This window comes from Acetobacter zythi (assembly GCF_963921165.1).
Taxonomy (GTDB): Bacteria; Pseudomonadota; Alphaproteobacteria; order Acetobacterales; family Acetobacteraceae; genus Acetobacter.
Genome location: NZ_CAWUEO010000034.1, coordinates 56,438 through 77,021 on the forward strand (window position 1 = coordinate 56,438; position 20,584 = coordinate 77,021).

Here is a 20,584-nt window from a genome sequence, read left to right on the forward strand (position 1 = left end):
CTTTGCTCTTATAAATGGGATGCCTGAACCATTTTCCTAGCCCATGGGTCCCACATAGTTCCTGTCGTGTACTTTTTTGCACCCGTACACACCCATCCCGGTTACGGGAACAGGCGGTCTGAACTCAAAAAAAGCGTCTTTCCAGTCTGCCGTAAGGCACCATTGCAGATGCGGCACGGCAACCCGTTGCCCCTGCCACCACAAGGCAGGCAACCCCGCACAGAACAGGGCTGGCCACCCGGCACGGACCTTGCGTTCCAGCCCGTAACCGGCAGGCCCCACATATACCCCGCAACGCAACAAGGCAGAAGGGGCGTGCAGCACAAAGCGGCTATCCCACACAACGCCGGGACTGGCCGCAACCGGAGCGGCAACCCCCGCCTGCTCCCGAATGAGAAACCACTCATCACGCCATCTGGCAAGCCGCGTACCCGCCAATGTGCCCGCGCCGCCGTTTTTGCACAGCCGCGCCACAGCCGCCGGGGCTGGTGGGTACTGCTGCGCGCCCACAGTACGGATCAGCCCCGACAGCACGGCAGGTTCTGGCAACACCTGCCCCAGCCTGACCCAACCATGGGGGAAAAACGCACAGGTCTGCGCCAGCGCCACGGCCTGTGCGCTCTCACGCGCCATGCGCTCAAACCCCGCATCCATGGCAAGGCACCAGAACTGTTCGGACTGGCCGTTCTCATTAAGCGCAAAGCGGACACGCACGCGTTCGGCCCGCAGGTCCAGGTTGGAGGGGTCATCCACCCATGTCTGCCCTGCTGCGCGCAACGTATTGCGCAATGCGGCGCGGGAGACCCCTAGCAAAGGCCGGACCAGCCGGACATCCGGCGTGTGGGTAATCCAGCCCATGGCCGCAAGGCCATCTGGCCCACTGCCTGCGTTGGAGCGCATCCATGCGGTTTCGGCCTGATCATCGGCCTGATGGCCAAGCAGCAGGTCCACACACCCGGCCTGCTGGCAGGCCTGCACCATGCGGGCATAGCGGGCCTTGCGCGCCCGCGCGGCCATGGCGGGGCCTTTGGTCAGGTCTGTCAGGGTTATCAGGCGGGCAGGCACGTCCATTGCGTGCAGGCGCGCAAGTGTAAGCTGGGCCTCGGCTGCGGATTCGGGGCGCAGACCGTGGTCCACCACAAGAGCCAGCAGATTGCTCCGCCAACGCCGGGCCAGCCACGCTAGGGCCAGACTATCCCCCCCGCCAGAAACAGCCAGCGCAACCGGAGGCTGCCCCGGCTTATCCTTTAACCACGGGCCAAGCGTGTCCAGCAGTGCGGCAAACCAGTGTGGCGGAACCGGCTGGTCGGAAAAAACCGGGCGCTGTGCAAAACAGACCGGAATATTCCTACCCCCCGCACCGCAGGTCCATCAGTTACAGCCACCCTTACGCCCGTATATTTCCGCCGCATGCGCCACGCGCGGTGCGGGGGACGGGAACTCGTTATTCAGCTTGCCCAGTGCCTCACACGCGGATTTTTTGTCCCCCAACGCCAGAAGTGCTGCCGTAACCCCCAGCAGGGCATCGGGCGCACGGGCACTTTTGGGGGACTGGCGATACGCATCGTAATACGCCACGGCGGATTGGCGATACTGCTTTTGCCCGGCAAGGGACTGGGCCAGAAGGAACTGCGCATCCACCCGGAACGCACCCTTTGCACTTTTCAGGGCGGCCTCGGCATTGTCATGCGCGGTATCGTAATCACGCTTTTGCAAGGCGGCCTTGCCGGCACTCAGCAGGGCATCTGGCGTGCTGGGGCGGGCTGCGGGTTCTGCTGGCGCTGCGGCAGAAGCAGCCGCACCACCCGCCCCGGACTGTGCGGCAAACTGGCTGTCCGCCACCTGCTTGGACAGGGCCGCCGTTTTTTGCTGCAGGTCGTTGGTCAGTTGGTCAATCTCGCCGCGCATGTCGCGCTGCTGCTGTTCGAGCGTGCTCACACGCTCCAGCAACTGGGACACCAGATCACCATTGGCGGTGGAGGAAGCCCCCCCCGGTGTGGCGGATGGTGGCGGCAGTGCTCCCCCTTCGCTCTGGGAGGCCTGCATCTGGCTCATGGTCTGCTTGAGAGCAAGAATCTGGTCCTGAAGGGCAATGCCTTCCCGGCTGGTAACGTCCTGTGCATGGCCCATGGGGCTGGTTGTGCCCATAAGCACGGCCACCAGACCCGAAAGCACCAGACCATGACGAACAACGCGTACTGCTTTAACCCGGGACTTCATTGAGAACCTCACCCCATCCATAACAAACGGGCAAGAATTCCATCATTCCGCCCCGTAAAACAAGACACGAAATACAAAACAGGCCGGGCTTTGAGGCCCGGCCTGTTCCGCTAGATCAGTCAGATTTCAGAAATATCTGAAAATCTTACTTCACAGCCGTAATAGCGTTACGGTTCTGTGCCCATGCTTCTTCGGTGTCGCCCAGAGCGGTGGGGCGGTCTTTACCGTAGGAGATGGTGGAGATGCGCGAAGAGGTCACGCCTTTTGCCACCAGGAAGTCACGAGCGGCGTTTGCACGACGCTGACCCAGGGCAATGTTGTATTCTTCGGTGCCGCGGTCATCGCAGTTGCCTGCAACTTCAACGTTCACCTGGGGATACTTGGCGAGCCAGTCAGCCTGCTTCTGCAGGGTGGTTTTGGCATCGGCGCTCAGACCGCTCTTGTTCAGGTCATAGAATACGCGGTCCCCCACGTTAGCGACCAGATCAGCTTCGCTGCCCGGCACCGGGCCAGACGGCTGGACAGCCGCGCCGGTGGAAGCACCCGTGTTTGCATTTTCGTGCGCACAGGCTGACAGAAGAGCAACCATACCAAGCGCAGCAACAACTTTCAGTCTCATGTGTCGGATCCTGAGAATTAGCCTAAGGGCTATTCGGAGAAAAAGAAGTTAATAACCTTGTATCCCCGCGTATTCTTCTGCTCCCCTCCGAACCCTTCGAAGAGCCGACGAATTTTGGAGACCATTCCGCCGTAAGCCATAGCTTATGCGGCCGGTCAAGCATGTTCTCTGTTTCTCATACCAGCCATACCTTGACTGATACCCAAACAACACACCCCGGCCCTGAGCACATTAACCCTAATTTACGAAATTATAAAGAAAATTACGGCGGAATTATGAAAACTTCTCCCGCCCAAAAGCCGGGCGGGAGAATAATCCTTCACCCATTCAGGGGGGACCATGCCGGGTCGGATGCCCCTTCTGGCGTAGGAATAACGCGGTCGTTAAAGCCCGTAATGTCGACCATGCCGATGTTGGAGCTGAATCCGCTCCCCCCCACCCCGGCGCGGCTCTGGCGGCAATAGGCCAGCACACGCCCGTTGGGGCAGAAGCTCGGACTTTCCACCGTAAAGCCCTCGGTCATGATCCGCTCACCCGTGCCATCGGGCTGCATGACTCCGAGCGAGAACATGCCCCCCGCAATGCGGGTAAAGGCGATCAGGTCCCCACGGGGGGACCATACGGGCGACCCATAGGTGCCCTGACCGTAGGAGATACGCTGCGCGTTCCCGCCGCCTGCGGGCATGATGTACAGCTGCGGGCTGCCCCCCCGGTCGGAGTTGAACACAATCTGGGAACTGTCCGGGCTGTAGCACGGGCTGGTATCAATCGCGCCCGATGCCGTAAGCTGGCGGCGCGCGCCCGATGCCAGATCGACCGAATACAGGTCAGACCCACCGTTGCGGGTAACGGACAGCAAAACCGAGCGCCCATCGGGCGAGAAGCGCGGCGCGAACGAAATGCCCTGAAAATCGCCCAGAATCTGCTGCCGACCGGTATTGAGGTCAAACAGATACACCCGTGGCCGGTTGTTGGCGTAGGACATGAAAGCGATCTGGTCCTTGGCGGGGCTGAAGCGGGGCGTCAGCGTCAGCCAGTTCCCGGCTGTGAGCATACGGGCATTGGCCCCGTCCTGATCCATAATGGCCAGCCGGGTGCGCTGGTGCCCACGCGGGCCAGAGCGGGAAATAAAGGCGATGCGGGTATCAAAATACCCTTTTTCACCCAGCATCCGCTCGTAAATCACATCGCCCACAATATGGGCGATACGCCGCCAGTTGGCGGAGGAGGTGGTGTAGGCCGTGCCCTGAATCTGCTGCTTGGTCAGCACATCCCACAACCGCATTTCCACCCGTACGGACGCCCCGCTGCCCGTAACGCTGCCCGTCACCTGTGCATGCGCGCCAAGGCCCTTGGCCGTGGCAAAATCGGGCTTGGCGGCGGCGGATGAACCGGGAATGACTTTGAACAGACCCGTGTTGTTCAGGTCGTTGGTCAGCACCTCGGCCATTTGCTGCCCAAGACCACCCCCAAAATCGGGAATGATAATGGGAATGGGCGCCGTGCGGGCCTGATCCACCGTAATTTCCGCCTCCGGTGCGGCCGCTGTTGCAGCAAAAGCCGCCAGCGGGGTTGCCAGAATGCCCCCTGCGGCAACACTCGCGCCCAGCAGGGTACGGCGGCGCAGCGCGCCCACCAGAGCATCTGCTTCCTGATCGGAAATAAGAGGCCGGGTACTCATCAGCATGTGTTTTCCTCCGTGTGGCCTGCTTTTAAGGCCTGAAGACAAATTTGAGTTGCCGGGTCTGCCCAAGAAGTTCCTTGGGAATCGGCAGTTTGGCGCATGTGGGGCTCAACACGGCCGCGCGTGCGCGCTCGGCCAGAGCGCGGTAGGACGCATCCGCACTCATGCGGGCCTGTGTTTCCGGGGCGAACTGCACAATCCGTGCCTCACCCGTAGCATCCACGGTAACAACAAGATGGGCCACAAAACTGGCATAGTCCTTGGCCGCCGTATCCTCCGAATAGCAACGGCGGACGGACGCCCCAATGGCCTTTTGCTGCCCAACGCTCAGGCTGCCCGTAATGTTACTGCCCACGGGTGACCCACCCCCATTGGGAGCACCACCAGCCAGCGGGTTGGCCCGCGCCTTGGGGGCGTGAGTCTGCTTCTGGTCCGCGCGGAAGGTATCCAGCGTTTCCAGCAAGGAGTGTGTGTCCGGCTCGCTCTTTTTGGCCTTGTTGGGCTGCGTCATGTGCGAGGGCACCACCGTGTCGGGCAGTGTGTCCGTCTGCTGCGTCATGGGGGATGGGGGCGCCACACTCGTGGACGGCTTGAGCGGCGCCGGAGGAGATGGCGGCGTCTTGACCGCCTCTGGCGAGGGTTCCTCCGCCTTGGGGGGCAGGGGCACGTCAGGCAGCGGTTCCGCCTCCGCCTGCGGCGGGGGTGGCACAGCCTGTGGGGGAGGCGGTGGCGGGGGTGGTTCCTCGTTCGGCACGTCCTTGGGCGGCTCAGGCGTGGGCGGAGCGTCCTGCACGGCGGGCGCGGGTGGGCGCTGCTCATCCGCGGGCTTTTCAGCCTTGGCGGACGGGCCACCGTCCTGCGCATCGGATGGTTCAAACTCCATCTCGACCGTTGGCTGTGGGGGTTCTTCCGGCGGCTTTGGCGGCGGCAGGGAGATCAGCAGTGCCACAAGTGCTGCGATATGCGCCGCACCTGACACATAAAGAGACCGCCTGAGCATACGCTGATCAGACCGGCGTGGCCGTGCCATGGGCATCGTGTTCGTACCTCTCCACCCGACCGGATGGCTTATTGCCCGGAGCTGGCGGGTTGCTGCGCCAGCAGAGCCACATGCGTAAATCCACCTGCGGTAATCTGGCCCATGACCTGCATGACCTGCCCGTAGTCTATGTGGGCATCACCGCGCACAAAAATGCGGTGGTCGGAGTCGTTATTCGCAGCAGCCTTGAGCTGGGCCACAAGCTGGTCCGTAGTCACCGGCTCATCCCCCAGATAGAGGGACCCATCCGCCTTGATGGACACCGTAATCGGCTTGTTGTCCGAGTTCACGGGGCGGGCATCGGTTTTGGGCAGGTCAACATTCACGCCGCTGGTCATCATGGGGGATGTGACCATGAAGATGATCAGCAGCACCAGCATGACGTCCACCATGGGAGTCACGTTGATCTCGGCCATAGGACGCCTGCGTCGGCGGCCGCCCCCTCCAGATGACATGGCCATGCTTAGACCCTTTCTTCAGACTGGCGGGAGAGAATGGCGGCAAATTCCGTGCCGAACCCTTCCAGACGGTCCTCAAACAGGTCCATGCTGTTGCTGATTACGTTGTAGGCCACGTAAGCGGGAATGGCGGTCAGCAGGCCAATGGCGGTTGCAAACAGCGCTTCGGAAATACCGGGGGCCACAACGCTCAGATTGGTGTTGTGTTCAGCCGCAATGGAGCTGAAGGAATGCATGATCCCCCACACCGTGCCAAACAGACCCACAAAAGGGGCAACAGGCCCAACGGTTGCCAGAAAAATAACCCAGCGGCGCAGGCGATCCATCTCGCGCGTAATGGTAATGCCAATGGCGCGGTCCACGCGCTCCTTGACCCCACCACGCACCAGATCCACGCCGGGAATACGGGCAGAACGCCGCCATTCGCCCATGGCTGCGCCAAATACGGCGGCCATCGGGCTAACGGGCTTTGCGCCATCGCTCTCGTACAGGTCATCCAGACTGCCACCGGACCAGAACCGGTCTTCAAAGCCTGAAGCCGCCCGGTTGATCCGCCGGATTGTTACAAACTTGTCGATAATAATGGCCCAGACCATGATGGAGCACAAAAGCAGCCCCAGCATGACCAGCTTAACCACAAGTGAGGCGTTCATAAACAACGCCCAGACCGACAGGTCTCCCGCCGCGCTTACGCCGAGATTTGCCGCATCAACCGCACGATCCAATAATGCCTCCTGCCTCTGCACCCGTTGCGGGCCACCAGTCTCCGACTCGGGCGAGATTGCTCACGGCCCAACACTGCTGCTTCTTACTGTTTTCCGTAAAAAAGCAGAAGAGGCGCTTTTAGTCCTTCGGTGCCAACCTGCTCAGAAGATCATGCCATAAAGGCGGAAATCGGGCAGGACGCCCATCTGCCGCACGCACACATGCCAGACCCACATCCACCTCGGCCGCAACATCGGCCCCACGGGTTACAATCTGCTCCAGCCGGCAGCTTGCCGCACGCAGGGATGTCAGCCGTGTTGTTACGGTCAGCACATCATCCAGCCGCAGGGGTGTGCGGTAGGTCAGCCTGGCGTCGTGCACCACAAACACAAGTCCGTAATCATGCAAAAGACCAGAGGCAGGCATGCCGCAACTGCGAATGGCCTCCGTCCTTGCCCGCTCGGCAAAGGCCAGATACCGGGCGTGGTACACAATGCCCCCGGCGTCCGTATCTTCATAATACACACGAAAATCTATGGAGTGGCTGCTCATGGAGCTTCCTCATCATCCGCCAGAAAATCCATCTGAGGTCCGGCAGTGTTTTCTGGTCTGGGTGGAGGCGTCAAACCAAGGTGCCGCCAGCCCCGCTCGCCCAGCACACGGCCACGGCTTGTGCGCAGGACCAGCCCCTCCTGAATAAGGAACGGCTCGATCACATCTTCCAGCGTATCGCGCGATTCGGCTAGTGCTGCGGCCAATGTTTCCACCCCCACGGGGCCACCGTGGTGGTACTCTGCTATGCGCCGCAGGTATCGGCGGTCCATGCCGTCCAGCCCCAGCGCGTCCACCTCCAGGCGGGTCAGGGCGGCATCGGCCACGTCTGCCTCGACCACCTGCCCTTCCGGCACGGAAAGGGAGGCAAAATCACGCACCCTGCGCAAAAGCCGTCCGGCAATACGGGGGGTCCCCCGCGAGCGGCGCGCAATTTCCATCGCCCCTGCGGCGGACAGGGCAAAACCCAGTTTTTCCGCCCCACGGGCAACAATGCGGGTCAGTTCCTCTGGTGTGTAAAACACCAGCCGGAGCGGAATGCCAAAGCGGTCACGCAAAGGTGTGGCCAGCAGGCCCGCGCGCGTGGTGGCCGCCACCAGCGTAAAGGGCGGCAGGTCAATCCGTACGGAGCGGGCCGCCGGGCCTTCGCCAATAATCAGATCAAGCTGGAAATCCTCCATTGCGGGGTAGAGAATTTCCTCAATCGCGGGCTGAAGGCGATGAATTTCATCAATAAACAGCACATCACGCGGTTGCAGGTTGGTCAGAATGGCCGCCAGATCCCCCGCGCGTTGGATAACCGGGCCTGATGTGGCCCGAAACCCCACCCCAAGTTCACGCGCCACAATCTGGGCCAATGTGGTTTTGCCCAAGCCCGGTGGCCCATGCAGCAACACATGGTCCAGCGCCTCGCCCCTATTCCGGGCGGCATGGATAAAAACGGACAGATTCTCACGGCTGGCCTTCTGCCCCGTAAAGTCAGACAGGGTTTGCGGCCGAAGTGCGGCCTCGCCCGCATCCTCCCCCTGCCGGGTGGCGTCAATCTCGCGCTCGGGGGAGAACTCCATGCTCATCGGGCAAGGTCTTTCAGGCTGTCACGCAGCACGCCATCCAGCGTGGCGTCTGGCCCGCTGGCTTCCATAATGCGGCGCACAACGGGGGCGGCCTCCATACGGCGGAAGCCAAGCCCGGCCAGCGCCATAAGGGCATCGGCCTCTATGCTGCCAACGGGGGTCGCCATGGCGGGCACACTAAAGCCACCCTTGTTGCCGGGCATCTTGCCGGCTTTGTCGCGCAGTTCGGTCAGAATCCGTTCGGCCAGACGGGCGCCAACACCGGGGGCGCGCATCAGGCTGGCCTTGTCCGCCGTGGTCAGGGCTGCAACCAGTTCCCCTGCCGAAAGGGCGGACAGAATACCCAGCGCCACCTTGGCCCCAACCCCCTGCACCCCTGTTAGCAGACGGAACCACTCGCGCTCCGCACTTTCGGAAAAACCGTAGAGCAGAATGGCGTCCTCACGCACAACGGTCTCGATCAGAATCCGGGCTTTTTCGGGCGGGTTAGGCAGGGCTGCCAGAGTGCGGGTGGAGGCCGCGACCAGATAGCCCACGCCGTTTACGTCCACCACACAACTGCCCAGATCGACCTGAATGACAAGGCCGCACAAAAACGCAATCATGCCATCCGCACTCCGGCTGCAATGTGGCGGGCACTCGCCCTGTGGTGAGCATGGCAGATGGCAACGGCCAGAGCATCGGACGCATCCGCCCGAATAACTTCCACGCCCGGCAAAAGCCTGCGCACCATCATTTCCACCTGTTTTTTATCAGCCGAGCCGGTGCCAACCACCGCTTTTTTAACCGACAGCGCGCCGTATTCGGCCACACTCAGCCCCGCAAGGGCGGGGGCCAGCAGGGCCACACCACGGGCATAACCCAGCTTGAGCGTGGCTGCCCCGTTGCGGTTGACGTAGGTTTCCTCCACCGCGGCTTCGGCGGGCTGGAGGCGTTCGATCAGCATAGACAGGTTGTCGTGCAGAACCTTCAGCCGGTCTGGCACGCTATCGGCACTGTTGGTGGCGATCACGCCGTTTTCCACATGCCGGAGCCTGTTGCCCTCGACATCAATCACGCCCCACCCTGTAAACCGCAGGCCGGGATCAATGCCGAGCAGACGGACCACAATCAGGCCGACAGTTTTTCCGCCAGATCATCCGGCAGGTCAAAATTGGCATACACGTTCTGGACATCATCATTGTCTTCCAGAACGTCAAGGAACTTGAACAGGCTCTGGGCCTTTTCCTCATCCAGTGTCACGGTGTTTTCAGGCCGCCAGTCCAGCTTGCCACTTTCCGCCTCGCCAAAGCGGGCTTCCAGCGCGTCCTTGACCGCAAAAAAGGATTCCACTTCGCACGTCACTTCATGGGCGGCATCGGTGGAGACCACGTTTTCGGCCCCGGCCTCAATGGCGGCTTCAAGCATGTCATCTTCGGAAGCCACGGATGCGGGATACGTGATAACCCCAAGCCTGCGGAACATGAAGGAGACGGAGTTGGTCTCCCCCATGGAACCCCCACATTTGGAAAATGCCGCCCGCACTTCGGACGCGGTGCGGTTGCGGTTGTCCGTCAGGGCTTCCACAATAACCGCAACACCTGCGGGGCCGTAGCCCTCGTAGCGCATTTCCACGTAGTCATCGCCACCTGCACCACCAGATGCTTTTTTGATGGCGCGCTCAATGGTGTCCTTGGGCATGTTCACCTCACGCGCGGCCACAATGGCCGCACGCAGGCGTGGGTTGGAGTTGGGGTCGGGCAGGCCGGAGCGCGTGGCCACGGTCAGTTCCCGAATGATCTTGCCAAACTGCTTGGCGCGCTTGGCGTCCTGCGCACCTTTGCGGTGCATGATGTTCTTGAACTGGGAATGACCAGCCATATTCCTTACCTTACCTGTCCTGCCCGCGGGCGGGCCGTGCTCAGCCTAACTGCCCGTGGCAATGCTTGTATTTTTTACCCGATCCGCATGGGCATGGCGCGTTGCGGGGGGTTTCTCCCCAGCTTGACGGATCATCCGGCATAATGGCGCTACCCCCGATGGGTACGGCCATTTCCGGCGCGGCACCCGGCGTAAGCCCGGTACCCGGTTCCGAGGCATACCCTGCAACTTCGGGGTCAGCATGAATGGCCGCCGTGTCTGCAAAGGGGTCTTCCATCGGCGGAGGCGAGACCTCCACATGCGCCATCAGCGATGCAACGCGTTGGCGCATTTCCTCAAGCATGAAGGTAAAGAGCTGGAAGGCTTCATGCTTGTATTCGTTCAGCGGGTCTTTCTGCCCGTATGCACGCAGGCCAATGCCCTGACGGAGCTGGTCCAGCGCGTGCAGGTGTTCCTTCCACACCGCATCATACGTTGTGAGCAGAATCTGCTTTTCAATAAACCGCATCAGGTCCGGGCCAATATTGGCCGCCCGCGCGGCGTGGGACTGGGTAACCGCCTGACTGATCCGCTCGGCCACGCTCTCGGCGTCCATGCCGTCCTCACGCGCCCAGTCGGCAATGGGCAGGTCAAGGCCAAACACCTTGTGGACCTGCTGGGTCAGCCCCTCAACATCCCACTGCTCGGCAAAGGATTTTTGCGGAATGTGGCGGGCCACCAGCATATCGGTCACATCATCCTGCGCCTCGGCCACAATGGCGGATACATCGTCCTGCGCCATGAACTCACGCCGGTGGGCGTACACTTCCTTGCGCTGGTCGTTCATCACGTCATCATATTTGAGCGTGTTCTTGCGCATGTCGAAGTTGCGGGCTTCGACCTTTTTCTGTGCCCGCTCAAGCGCCTTGCTCAGCCACGGATGCACAATGGCCTCGCCTTGCTGCATGCCCATTTTCTGGAACATGCCGCTCATGCGGTCAGACCCGAAAATCCGCATCAGGTCATCTTGGAGCGAGATAAAGAACTTGGAGTTCCCCGGGTCACCCTGCCGTCCGGCGCGGCCACGGAGCTGGTTGTCAATCCGGCGGCTTTCATGCCGTTCGGTGCCGATGACGTACAGCCCACCGGCCTCACGCACAATGGCGTGGTCGCGGGTCACGCGGTCGCGGATTTCCTGCTCCGCTGCGGCGCGTTCGGGCGTGTCGTCCATATCGCCCAGTTGCTGGCCGATCAGCATTTCCACGTTGCCACCGAGTTTGATGTCCGTTCCACGGCCAGCCATGTTGGTGGCAATGGTAATGGACCCCGGCGCCCCGGCCTGCGCCACAATCTTGGCCTCCATTTCATGGAAGCGGGCGTTCAGCACGTGGTGGGGAATGTTCTCGCTTTTGAGCAGGGCGGACAGGGCCTCGCTCTTTTCGATCGAGGTCGTGCCAACCAGAATGGGCTGCTGGCGCTGGTGCACCTCGTGGATGAGTTTGACAACGGCGGCAAATTTTTCGCCTTCCGTCAGATAAATCTCGTCGTCCTCATCCTTACGGGCCACAGGCCGGTTGGTGGGAATGGCCACCACGTCCAGATTATAGATTTCGGCAAATTCATCGGCTTCGGTCATGGCCGTGCCGGTCATGCCCGAAAGGCGGGGGTACAGGCGGAAAAAGTTCTGGAAGGTAATGGAGGCCAGCGTCTGGTTTTCCTGCTGGACTTCCACGTGTTCCTTGGCTTCCAACGCCTGATGCAGACCGTCGGAGTAGCGGCGGCCTTCCATCATACGGCCGGTGAACTCGTCAATAATCACCACCTTGCCGTCACGCACGATGTAATCCACATCGCGCGAGAACAGGGTGTGCGCCCGCAAGGACTGCTGCACATGGTGCACCACGGCCACGTGGTGCAGGTCATACAGCCCGCCCTCGTCCAGCACGCCTTCGGCGCGCAGAAGAAGCTCAACCGCATCCGAGCCGGCATCGGTCAGGATAACGGTGCGGAATTTTTCGTCTTTTTCGTAGGTGGCGGGGTCCTGCACAAGCTGGGCCACCACAGCATCGACCGAGCGGTACAGGTCGGAACTGTCTTCCGCCGGGCCGGAAATAATGAGCGGAGTCCGGGCCTCGTCAATCAGGATCGAGTCCACCTCATCCACAATGGCGTGGTGGAAGGGGCGCTGAACCATCTCGGCCAGCTGGTATTTCATGTTGTCGCGCAGGTAGTCGAACCCGAACTCGTTGTTCGTGCCGTAGGTTATATCTGCGGCATAGGCCTGCCTGCGCTGCTCGTCTGGCATGTTGGGCACGATCACGCCCGTGGTCAGGCCCAGAAAATTGTAAAGCTGCCCCATTTCCGCCGCATCGCGCGAGGCAAGGTAGTCATTGACCGTGACCACATGCACACCTTTGCCAGAAAGGCCGCTCAGATACACAGCCAGTGTTGCCACCAGCGTTTTGCCTTCCCCCGTGCGCATTTCCGCAATGCGGCCGGAGTGCAGGACCATGCCGCCGATCAGCTGCACGTCAAAATGGCGCATGCCCAGCACACGGCGCGATGCCTCACGCGTGACGGCAAAGGCCTCGGGCAGCAGGTCATCCAGTGTGGCTCCTTTGGCCAACCGGTCCCTGAACTCTATGGTTTTGGCTGCCAGGGCAGCATCATCCAGAGCCTGAATCTGAGGCTCCAGGGCGTTAATTTCCGACACACGGCGCTGGAATGCCTTGAGCGTCCGGTCATTGGCTGTGCCGAACAGGGCGCGGACGAAGCGTGAAAGCATGAACACCTTTCCAGAACAGTGCAGCCTTGCCTTACCCCTGCTTCGAACCCGCAGAAAGGAAGCGGGGCAGAGTGAAAGACACAGGCATTTTGTGTGGCTTGCCCTGCAAAATAGGACCGGGCCGGTGTTCGGTCAACCAAGCTTACCGCCCGGCCCCCATATCCGAACGAAACAGGGGTTGCCGGGGCGGGTAGCCTCCTTCATACATATCGAACTGTTTTTTACCGACTTTAAGGTTTTGTCCTATGCGGTTTATTCCCTACGCGTTCGGGTTGGCAGCCACTGCCCTGCTCGGTTCCTCCATGCTGTGTGCTCCCTCCTTTGCGGCGGCTCCGGCACCGGCGGCCTCCACGGCACCTGCCCAGCCCACTGACCCGAACACGGTTGTCGCCACCGTTAATGGTGAGAAAATCACCGTTGCCGATGTGCAGAACGCCATGGGCACCATGCCACCGCAGATGCGCCAGCTCCCCCCGACGCTGGTCTACCCCATGCTGATCAACCAGCTGGCCGACCAGAAAGCCATCCTGATTGCAGCACAGAAGGAAGGGCTGAACAAAAAGCCCGACACCCAGAAGCTGATGCAGACAGCAGCAGACAACGCGCTCCAGAATGCGTGGCTGTCCCAGCAGGTCATGCCCCACCTGTCTGATGACTCCATCAAGCAGTATTATAACGAAAATTACGTGGGCAAACCTGCCGAGCAGGAAGTTCACGCACGCCACATTCTGGTCAAGACCGAAGCCGAAGCCAACGACGTTATTAAAAAACTGCAAGGTGGCGCGGACTTTGGCAAACTGGCAGCCGAAGTCTCGACCGACAAAGGCAGCGCTGCGCAGAACGGTGGCGACCTTGGCTGGTTCAAAAAAGGCGACATGATCCCCGCCTTCTCTGATGCCGCTTTTGCCATGAAAAAGGGGGAAATCAGCACCAAACCCGTGCAGAGCCAGTACGGCTACCACGTTATTCAGGTGCTGGACACACGCACGGACCCGACCCCCACACTGGACGCCGTGCATGACAAGATCCGTCAGGCCCTGATCCAGAAATACGTGCGTGAAGCCGTGGAAAAAGCCGCTTCCGGTGTAAAAATCGTGCGCTTTGACCCGACCACAGGCAAGCCGCTGCCAGATGCGCCCGCCGCTGGCGCTGGTTCTGCCGCACCCAAAAAATAAAATACTCCAACCGTTAACAGCCCCGCTGCCCATCAGGTCTGGCCTGAATGTGAAGCGGGGCTGAAATCTGCCAAGGATACCGCCAGATGGCGCAGTCTCTCCCCGTTTCTCCCCTCGCCCAGCCATTGCCTGAGCTTGGCACTGTTCGTGGGGTAAGGCTTGGCGCCATTGCCGCAGGTATCCGCTACAAAGGCCGGACCGATCTGGTTCTGGCCGAATTTGCCCCCGGCACCACGGTGGGAGGGGTCTTTACCAAATCCAAATGCCCCGGCGCCCCCGTGGACTGGTGCCGCGCCATTCTGCCCACCGGGCAGGCCCGCGCACTGGTTGTAAACGCTGGTAACGCAAACGTGTTCACCGGCCGCGCAGGCCGCCAGACATGCGAGGCCACGGCACAGGCTACCGCCACAGTAGCCGGATGCGCACCCGATGAGGTCTATCTGGCCTCCACCGGCGTGATTGGGGAAATCCTGCCCGCCGAGCGCATTACCACCGCCCTGCCCGCACTCCACGCAGCCCTGTCCGAAACAGGGTGGGAAGCGGCTGCACGCGGGATCATGACCACGGATACCTTCCCCAAGGCAGCCGTGCGCAAAACGCAAATTAACGGCACGGATGTGGTTATTCAGGGCATGGCCAAAGGCAGCGGCATGGTCGCGCCCGACATGGCAACCATGCTGTCCTTTGTGGCCACAGATGCAGCCCTTCCCGCCCCGGTGCTGCAAACCCTGCTGGGTACGGGGGTCAAAAGCACCTTCAACTGCATTACGGTCGATTCCGACACCTCCACCTCCGACATGGTTCTGCTTTTTGCCACGGGGGCTGCGGGCAACGCTCCGGTGGCCGATACGGTGGACGCACTGCACGACCCCGCTCTGGCTGATTTTCGCACAGCGCTGAATGACCTGCTGCGGGAGCTGGCCCTGCTGGTCATCCGCGATGGGGAGGGCGCTACCAAGCTTATGACCATTACGGTAAGCGGCGCGGTGTCTGACGAATCCGCATGGCGTGTGGCCATGGCCATTGGCAATTCCCCCCTGGTCAAGACCGCCATTGCGGGCGAGGACGCCAACTGGGGCCGCGTGGTCATGGCTGTTGGCAAATGTGGAGAACCCGCCGACCGGGACACGCTGAGCGTATCCATTGGTGGGGTCTGCATTGCCCGCGACGGGACCGTAACCGAAGGGTATGACGAAACACCCGTGGTGGCCCACATGAAGGGGCAGGAAATTGATATTGCGGTTGATCTTGGACTGGGCACAGGCACAGCCCGCGCATGGAGCTGCGACCTGACACACGGTTACATCGACATCAACGGCTCATACCGTAGCTGAGCATTCCGTTTTTTGCAGATGATCCGCCAGCCTGCGGCATACCAGGGAGCCTGACCATGTCCAGCATTACGCCCCCACCCGGCTGGGGAGCCGCGCCACAGCCCCAACCCGCCGGGTCCGGCCAGTGGAACGCGCCACAACAACCGCAGCCCGATATATGGGTCTATGCGGGGTTCTGGTGGCGTGTATGGGCGTTTTTGGTTGATGCGGTCATTCTCAGCACGGCCGAAGGTATTCTCAGCCTGTTTTTTGGCCCCAAGATCAATGTGGACTGGGAAGAACTGCCCATTCCCGATGCCTCCGGCCAGACGGTGGATGTGGTCAATATCGCCACAACATCCGTGCCCCATGCCAGCCCTGTTTCTGTCCTGATCCCGCACCTGCATGCGGGGTCGGAATGGCATACATTTGGCATGATTCTTACCCTGCTGCCCATGCTGTACTGCGTGATGTTCGAGGCATCCTCGTTCCGGGCAACACCGGGCAAGCGGCTGTTCGGGCTGGAGGTTGTCTCGCTTCAGGGGGGGCAGATTTCCCACCTGCGCGCGCTGCTGCGGTTTGTCATCAAGGCGTTTTTGTCCTTCCCCCTGCTTTATATCGGGGTTTTGATGGTGGCCTTCACCCAGCGCAAACAGGGCCTGCATGACATGATTGCGGGCACTCTGGTGCTCCGGCACACAAAACCAGCCCCGATTGTGCCTTTTCCACCCCACGACTGACCCCATCCCCCTGCCCGAATAACAGTTGATCCGGTTGTCGGTCTTGATACCGCCAGATTTGCCTCCTACCCTGCGGGCAACATCAGGCGCGTAGCGCAAAACCCCCAGACCATTCAGCAAAGGACAGGGCAGGTCATGACCGCACACAGCCGGGACCGGTATTTCTTTTTTTCCTGGATATTCAAAACCTGTTTTGTTTTTTTGCTTGGCTGGGGGCTGCTCCCCCATGCTCCCGCTCTGGCAGACACCCCCGCCACGGCACAGGCGGGCGGGCTAAGCCAGCAGGATGCCCAGCAACTCCTGAATGTGCTGAACGACCCGCAAAAGCGCGCTGACTTTACAAAAACACTCTCGCTCATGGCCAAAGGGCTGCCTCCAGCCCCGGCGGGTGCCACATCCAAGCCCGCGGCAAGTGCGGCCTCGCCCGCCGTCATAGACAATTCCGTCCATTCGGAACTGGATGATCTGGGCAATACCGCCACCGAGTATGTCAACAACTTTACCAGCCTGTTTACCGACCTTGGTTCTGTGGGCACATGGTTCCGCCACGAAATTCAGAACCCGCAGTCGCGCCAGTCCTTGCTGGATTCCTTTGGCCGCGCCCTTCTGATTATTGCTCTCGCCCTTGTGGCGGAGCGCGCAACCAGCATTGGCCTGCGCACCCCCCTGACCGCTGTGAAAAAAATGGCGGAAGCGCGCGAGGCCCGGCAGTCCGAAGCCCAGAGCCGCACCAACGCTACACCGCCCAGCACGGATGCAGCCCCCGCAACACCGGACACGGACACCCCAACAGAAGTCGATACCACCCAAACGCGTGAGACGGACCAGCGCCGGGGGGACGAGGTCCTGCGCTACCTTGTTCGCGTTCCCTACAACGCCATGCATTTTCTGCTCAAGCTGCTACCCGTGGGGATTTGCCTGCTGCTGGGCTACCTTGGCGCGGAGTTCCTGACCTCCACCGATCAGGCACGCACAGTGGCCCTGACACTCGTGAACGCCTACGCCATTGCCCGCTGCCTGTACCTGGTTGTTGAAACCATTCTGGTCCCCCGCTCCCCCGCCATCCGCCTGCTGCCCATGCCAGATGACACGGCACGACTGCTAACGCGCTGGTGGAACGTGCTGGTTGCCGCCCCGTCCATTGTCATCTGCCTGTCCATTCTAGGGCGCGAGTTTGATCTGGACACACGTGGGGTGGAAGCCATGATGCGCGGCGTGGTGCTGGTTGAGCACCTTCTGATCGCCGCCTTTATCTGGCGTATCCGCCATATTGTGGCCCGGGCACTCCAGCCGCCTCCGGGGCGGCGCAAAAATGCCCTCTGGGCGTTTGCTGGCACGCTGGCCAAGCTGTGGTGGGTGCCTGTTATTTTTCTGGACATGGCTCTGTGGTTTGTCTGGGCGGCCCACCTGAAGGGGGGGTACCAGTGGATTCTGCACGGCACGTTGCTGACCTTCCTGTGCCTTGTGGTCTCACGCGTGCTGGCTTTGCTGGTGTACGGGCTACAGGACCGGCTGTTCCGCGTTGGACCGGAATTGCAGGCCCAATACCCCGACTTGCAAAAACGGGCGGATTTTTACTACCCGTTCGTGCGCAAGATCATGACCATTGCCATTATTCTGACCACCGCAATCTGTGTGGCGCAAAGCTGGAGCATTCCTACCTTTGACTTTTTCCTCCACTCAGCCCTTGGTCTGCGGCTGGTTGGGGCTGCGGCCTGCCTGCTGATTGGCATGACCATTGCCGCTTTGGCGTGGGAGACTGTGAACAGTATTCTGAACAAACAGATCTCGCGCTATTCCGCCAGCGCGCAGGAGGCGCGGGCGGCACGGCTGCGCACGGTGCTGCCCATTATTCGCACCGTGCTGCTTACCGTAATTATTATTTTTGTGGCTGTGACCACCCTCTCCCAGATCGGGATCAACGTAACTCCGCTGCTTACGGGTGCGGGTATTCTGGGTGTTGGTCTGTCCTTTGGTTCGCAAAGCCTTGTTAAGGACGTGATCACCGGCTTTTTCATGCTGGCGGAAGACGCCATTCAGGTCGGGGACTGGGTAACAACGGGCGGCATTGCCGGAACGGTTGAACACCTGTCCATCCGCACCCTGCGGGTCCGCTCGTTTGATGGTGACCTGCACATTATTCCGTTCTCCTCCGTGACCTCCATTGCCAATACCGCGCGCGGCTTTAACCAGATTATTGTGCGCCAGACGCTGGATCTGAGCGAAGACACGGGCAAGGTCGTCAAGATCATGCAAAAGGCCATTGAGGACATGCGCAAGGAAGATACCTTCCGCCCCATGATCTTCTCCGATTATACCGATCTGGGGGTAGACAGTTCGGATGGGAACGGCGCTGTGCTACTCGGCATCATCAAAACCGCCCCGATGATGAAGTGGAAGGTCCAGCGCGAATTCTACCGCCGTATCGCCCTGCGCATGGCAGCTGCGGGTGTTAAGTTCTACACCCCCACCAGCTACTCCACCACGCCGCCCAACGTGCCGCTGCACATGGCGCTCGACGCCATGCCCGCCATGCCGCAGAATGCGCCAGCACCGGCCAAAACCGTGCAAAAGCCCACCACGGACACACCACAGGCCCCACCACCCAAAACCCACGAATAAGAGACCCATCCCATGTCCGAGCCTATTTTTGCGGCCACCCTTGCGGGCAATATTATCCAGACTCTGGAAACACCTTTGGCGGAGGAGGGCTTTGCCTTCCTTCAGGCTCAGGCCATGCGGGCCGTGCTGGAGGCCGATGGGCTGGTCGGGTGGGAGGACTTTGCCGCAAGCTGGAACGATCTGGGCATGGACCGTTACATGGCCGATGGCGGGCGCTACCGGCGCAGGCGCTACGCCACGTTCTCGTTGACCGAGGGGGCAATTACACGCAAACCCCACCAGCCCCACTACCAAAGCCGGGACTACAATACGCTTAATGGCGGCGTGGAACGCTGGTTCAAGCCCGTTCTGCCCGCTCTTGGCGAGCACCCGGCCCTTATGGCCATCCTACGGCTGGCCCTGCGCGTGATAACGGACATGACCCCGCCCGAGCGCAGGCCCAACGCATGGCACACGGAAATACACCAATTCCGTATTGAAGCCCGGCCCGATGCGGCAGGTTGCCCAACCCCCGAAGGGCTGCACCGTGATGGCGTGGACTGGGTTTTTGTTGTGATGGTCCGGCGGGAAAACGTGGCACGGGGGGAAACATCCATCCACGACCTCAGCCACAAACAGGTTGGCAGCTTTACCCTGACCAACCCGCTGGACACAGCGGTTGTGAATGACAACAGGGTTTACCACGGTGTTACGCCCGTCCAACCCGTAGACCCCAACCGCCCCGCTTACCGCGATGTGCTGGTGGTAACCCTCCGCCACGAATAGGCGGCGGATGAGCCGGGCGGGGTCTTAGTAGCCCGCGTAATAAATGGCGTGCAGCCCAAGGGCTACAAAACAGATAACAAACACCAGTGCTCCCGCCATCTGGGAGAACTCCTTGAACGTCATCCCCGGATCGCGCGCAGGTGGGGCAACCGGGTGCTGGACCGGGGCGGGCTTGTCTGGCTGGGAGGCAGGCAGCACATGCACCGGCTCAGCCAGTGCCTCGTGCGTTTGCGTGTGAACCGTCTCGCTGCTGGGCGGGGTGGCGTTTGTGGCCGGTGCCGGTAGGGTCTGCCCATCGTGCAGAGGAGCGGTCCCGTCAACACGGCCTTGTGTTTCCTGCTCACTCATGATGCTGTTCTCCACGTGGTTGTCATGCAGACCGAAAAGGGTCCTGTTTTTTTGGTCCTGTCATGGGGGTTCGTCAAGCGGTTCAGGGTATCTGCCCCTCGGTGCCAGCACTGGACGCGGCCTGAACAAACACGCCACATAGACCGGACCTTATTTTGTGCTACGGAAGCAGACATGAAACATATTCTTCTTTGTTCCGCCGTGCTGGGGCTGGCAGCCGCTCCGGCAATGGCCGCCCCACACACAGCAGCCCCCACCCCAACACCCGCACAGGCTGAAACCACTTACCCCACGGCCACCTTTATGGGGGCATGGACCGTTCGGGCGGAAGTGCCCGCCTTTACGGTTGCAGCCAACAAGGCGTTGGGGCCTGCGGCAAGGCTTCTGGTCAGTGTGCCAGACGTTTTTGCTGCAACCATTGGCGAAAACCGGTTCAGCCTTGCCAGAAAAAGCGGCGCGTCCTGGACGGGCACCCAGCATGACACAACCATGACCATGACCCTGATTTCCCCCAACGCGGGACATATCCTGATCACCAACACGAACGGGCACAAGGTGGACGTTCCGGTGTACCGCAACGACCCCTGACCCCCTTGGCGGCCTGCTGGCCGCCCTGCCAGAGCGTACCCTCCCACACGCCTGCGCGC

19 protein-coding genes and 1 pseudogene are annotated in these 20,584 nt (G+C 61.0%); 6 read left to right on the forward strand and 14 right to left on the reverse strand.

The window, feature by feature from the left end:
• Nucleotides 1-36: 36 nt before the first annotated feature.
• From tilS to secA, 13 genes are all read right to left on the reverse strand, one after another.
• Complete coding sequence (tilS, locus tag AABE20_RS10515; RefSeq protein WP_338333139.1) at nucleotides 37-1,344, reverse strand: tRNA lysidine(34) synthetase TilS; 1,308 nt, start codon at nucleotides 1,342-1,344, stop codon at nucleotides 37-39.
• Nucleotides 1,345-1,371: 27 nt separating this feature from the next.
• Complete coding sequence (locus AABE20_RS10520; RefSeq protein ID WP_338333017.1) at nucleotides 1,372-2,220, reverse strand: tol-pal system YbgF family protein; 849 nt, start codon at nucleotides 2,218-2,220, stop codon at nucleotides 1,372-1,374.
• A 145-nt stretch (nucleotides 2,221-2,365) separates the two neighbouring features.
• Complete coding sequence (gene pal, locus AABE20_RS10525) at nucleotides 2,366-2,839, reverse strand: peptidoglycan-associated lipoprotein Pal (RefSeq protein ID WP_165991207.1); 474 nt, start codon at nucleotides 2,837-2,839, stop codon at nucleotides 2,366-2,368.
• Nucleotides 2,840-3,158: 319 nt separating this feature from the next.
• Nucleotides 3,159-4,526, reverse strand: a complete 1,368-nt coding sequence (gene tolB, locus AABE20_RS10530) for a Tol-Pal system beta propeller repeat protein TolB (RefSeq protein WP_338333018.1) — start codon at nucleotides 4,524-4,526, stop codon at nucleotides 3,159-3,161.
• A 25-nt stretch (nucleotides 4,527-4,551) separates the two neighbouring features.
• The gene (locus AABE20_RS10535) at nucleotides 4,552-5,559 is read right to left on the reverse strand and encodes an energy transducer TonB (protein WP_338333019.1); all 1,008 of its coding nucleotides are present in this window, start codon (nucleotides 5,557-5,559) and stop codon (nucleotides 4,552-4,554) included.
• 32 nt (nucleotides 5,560-5,591) lie between these two features.
• Nucleotides 5,592-6,023, reverse strand: a complete 432-nt coding sequence (gene tolR, locus AABE20_RS10540) for a protein TolR (RefSeq protein WP_338333020.1) — start codon at nucleotides 6,021-6,023, stop codon at nucleotides 5,592-5,594.
• A gap of 2 nt (nucleotides 6,024-6,025) precedes the next feature.
• Nucleotides 6,026-6,766 (reverse strand): protein TolQ, encoded by a 741-nt coding sequence (gene tolQ / locus AABE20_RS10545; RefSeq protein ID WP_025826892.1) that lies wholly within the window; start codon nucleotides 6,764-6,766, stop codon nucleotides 6,026-6,028.
• A 97-nt stretch (nucleotides 6,767-6,863) separates the two neighbouring features.
• On the reverse strand, nucleotides 6,864-7,277 hold the full coding sequence (gene ybgC / locus AABE20_RS10550) for a tol-pal system-associated acyl-CoA thioesterase (RefSeq protein ID WP_338333021.1): 414 nt from the start codon (nucleotides 7,275-7,277) through the stop codon (nucleotides 6,864-6,866).
• Nucleotides 7,274-8,350: a Holliday junction branch migration DNA helicase RuvB gene (ruvB, locus tag AABE20_RS10555; RefSeq protein WP_338333022.1), complete on the reverse strand. Its 1,077-nt coding sequence runs from the start codon at nucleotides 8,348-8,350 to the stop codon at nucleotides 7,274-7,276. The genes ybgC and ruvB overlap by 4 nt, the downstream gene beginning before the upstream one ends.
• Nucleotides 8,347-8,955 carry a Holliday junction branch migration protein RuvA gene (gene ruvA, locus AABE20_RS10560; protein ID WP_338333023.1) on the reverse strand — a complete coding sequence of 203 codons (609 nt, stop codon included), beginning with the start codon at nucleotides 8,953-8,955 and terminating at the stop codon, nucleotides 8,347-8,349. Before ruvA ends, ruvB begins: the two co-directional genes overlap by 4 nt.
• Nucleotides 8,952-9,458: a crossover junction endodeoxyribonuclease RuvC gene (gene ruvC / locus AABE20_RS10565; protein WP_338333024.1), complete on the reverse strand. Its 507-nt coding sequence runs from the start codon at nucleotides 9,456-9,458 to the stop codon at nucleotides 8,952-8,954. Before ruvC ends, ruvA begins: the two co-directional genes overlap by 4 nt.
• Nucleotides 9,459-9,460: 2 nt before the next feature.
• Complete coding sequence (locus AABE20_RS10570) at nucleotides 9,461-10,210, reverse strand: YebC/PmpR family DNA-binding transcriptional regulator (protein WP_338333025.1); 750 nt, start codon at nucleotides 10,208-10,210, stop codon at nucleotides 9,461-9,463.
• Between the two features lie 40 nt (nucleotides 10,211-10,250).
• A complete protein-coding gene (secA, locus tag AABE20_RS10575) occupies nucleotides 10,251-12,974 on the reverse strand; it encodes a preprotein translocase subunit SecA (RefSeq protein ID WP_338333026.1) in 2,724 nt (907 codons plus the stop codon).
• A gap of 245 nt (nucleotides 12,975-13,219) precedes the next feature.
• Between secA and AABE20_RS10580 the strand changes: the two genes are divergently transcribed.
• The 5 genes and pseudogenes from AABE20_RS10580 (at nucleotide 13,220) to AABE20_RS10600 (ending at nucleotide 19,589) form a co-directional block, all read left to right on the forward strand.
• Nucleotides 13,220-14,149 carry a peptidylprolyl isomerase gene (locus tag AABE20_RS10580; protein WP_338333027.1) on the forward strand — a complete coding sequence of 310 codons (930 nt, stop codon included), beginning with the start codon at nucleotides 13,220-13,222 and terminating at the stop codon, nucleotides 14,147-14,149.
• Between the two features lie 86 nt (nucleotides 14,150-14,235).
• A complete protein-coding gene (argJ, locus tag AABE20_RS10585; RefSeq protein WP_338333028.1) occupies nucleotides 14,236-15,483 on the forward strand; it encodes a bifunctional glutamate N-acetyltransferase/amino-acid acetyltransferase ArgJ in 1,248 nt (415 codons plus the stop codon).
• 56 nt (nucleotides 15,484-15,539) lie between these two features.
• Nucleotides 15,540-16,202 (forward strand): RDD family protein, encoded by a 663-nt coding sequence (locus AABE20_RS10590; protein WP_338333029.1) that lies wholly within the window; start codon nucleotides 15,540-15,542, stop codon nucleotides 16,200-16,202.
• A gap of 46 nt (nucleotides 16,203-16,248) precedes the next feature.
• Nucleotides 16,249-18,824, forward strand: a pseudogene (locus AABE20_RS10595) (mechanosensitive ion channel family protein).
• Between the two features lie 12 nt (nucleotides 18,825-18,836).
• On the forward strand, nucleotides 18,837-19,589 hold the full coding sequence (locus AABE20_RS10600; RefSeq protein WP_338333031.1) for a 2OG-Fe dioxygenase family protein: 753 nt from the start codon (nucleotides 18,837-18,839) through the stop codon (nucleotides 19,587-19,589).
• A gap of 24 nt (nucleotides 19,590-19,613) precedes the next feature.
• On the opposite strand, the gene AABE20_RS10605 is transcribed toward AABE20_RS10600, so the two are convergent.
• A complete protein-coding gene (locus tag AABE20_RS10605; RefSeq protein ID WP_338333032.1) occupies nucleotides 19,614-19,937 on the reverse strand; it encodes a hypothetical protein in 324 nt (107 codons plus the stop codon).
• Nucleotides 19,938-20,111: 174 nt separating this feature from the next.
• On the opposite strand from AABE20_RS10605, the gene AABE20_RS10610 reads away from it, so the two are divergent.
• Nucleotides 20,112-20,525 carry a hypothetical protein gene (locus AABE20_RS10610; protein WP_338333033.1) on the forward strand — a complete coding sequence of 138 codons (414 nt, stop codon included), beginning with the start codon at nucleotides 20,112-20,114 and terminating at the stop codon, nucleotides 20,523-20,525.
• Nucleotides 20,526-20,584 lie beyond the last annotated feature (59 nt).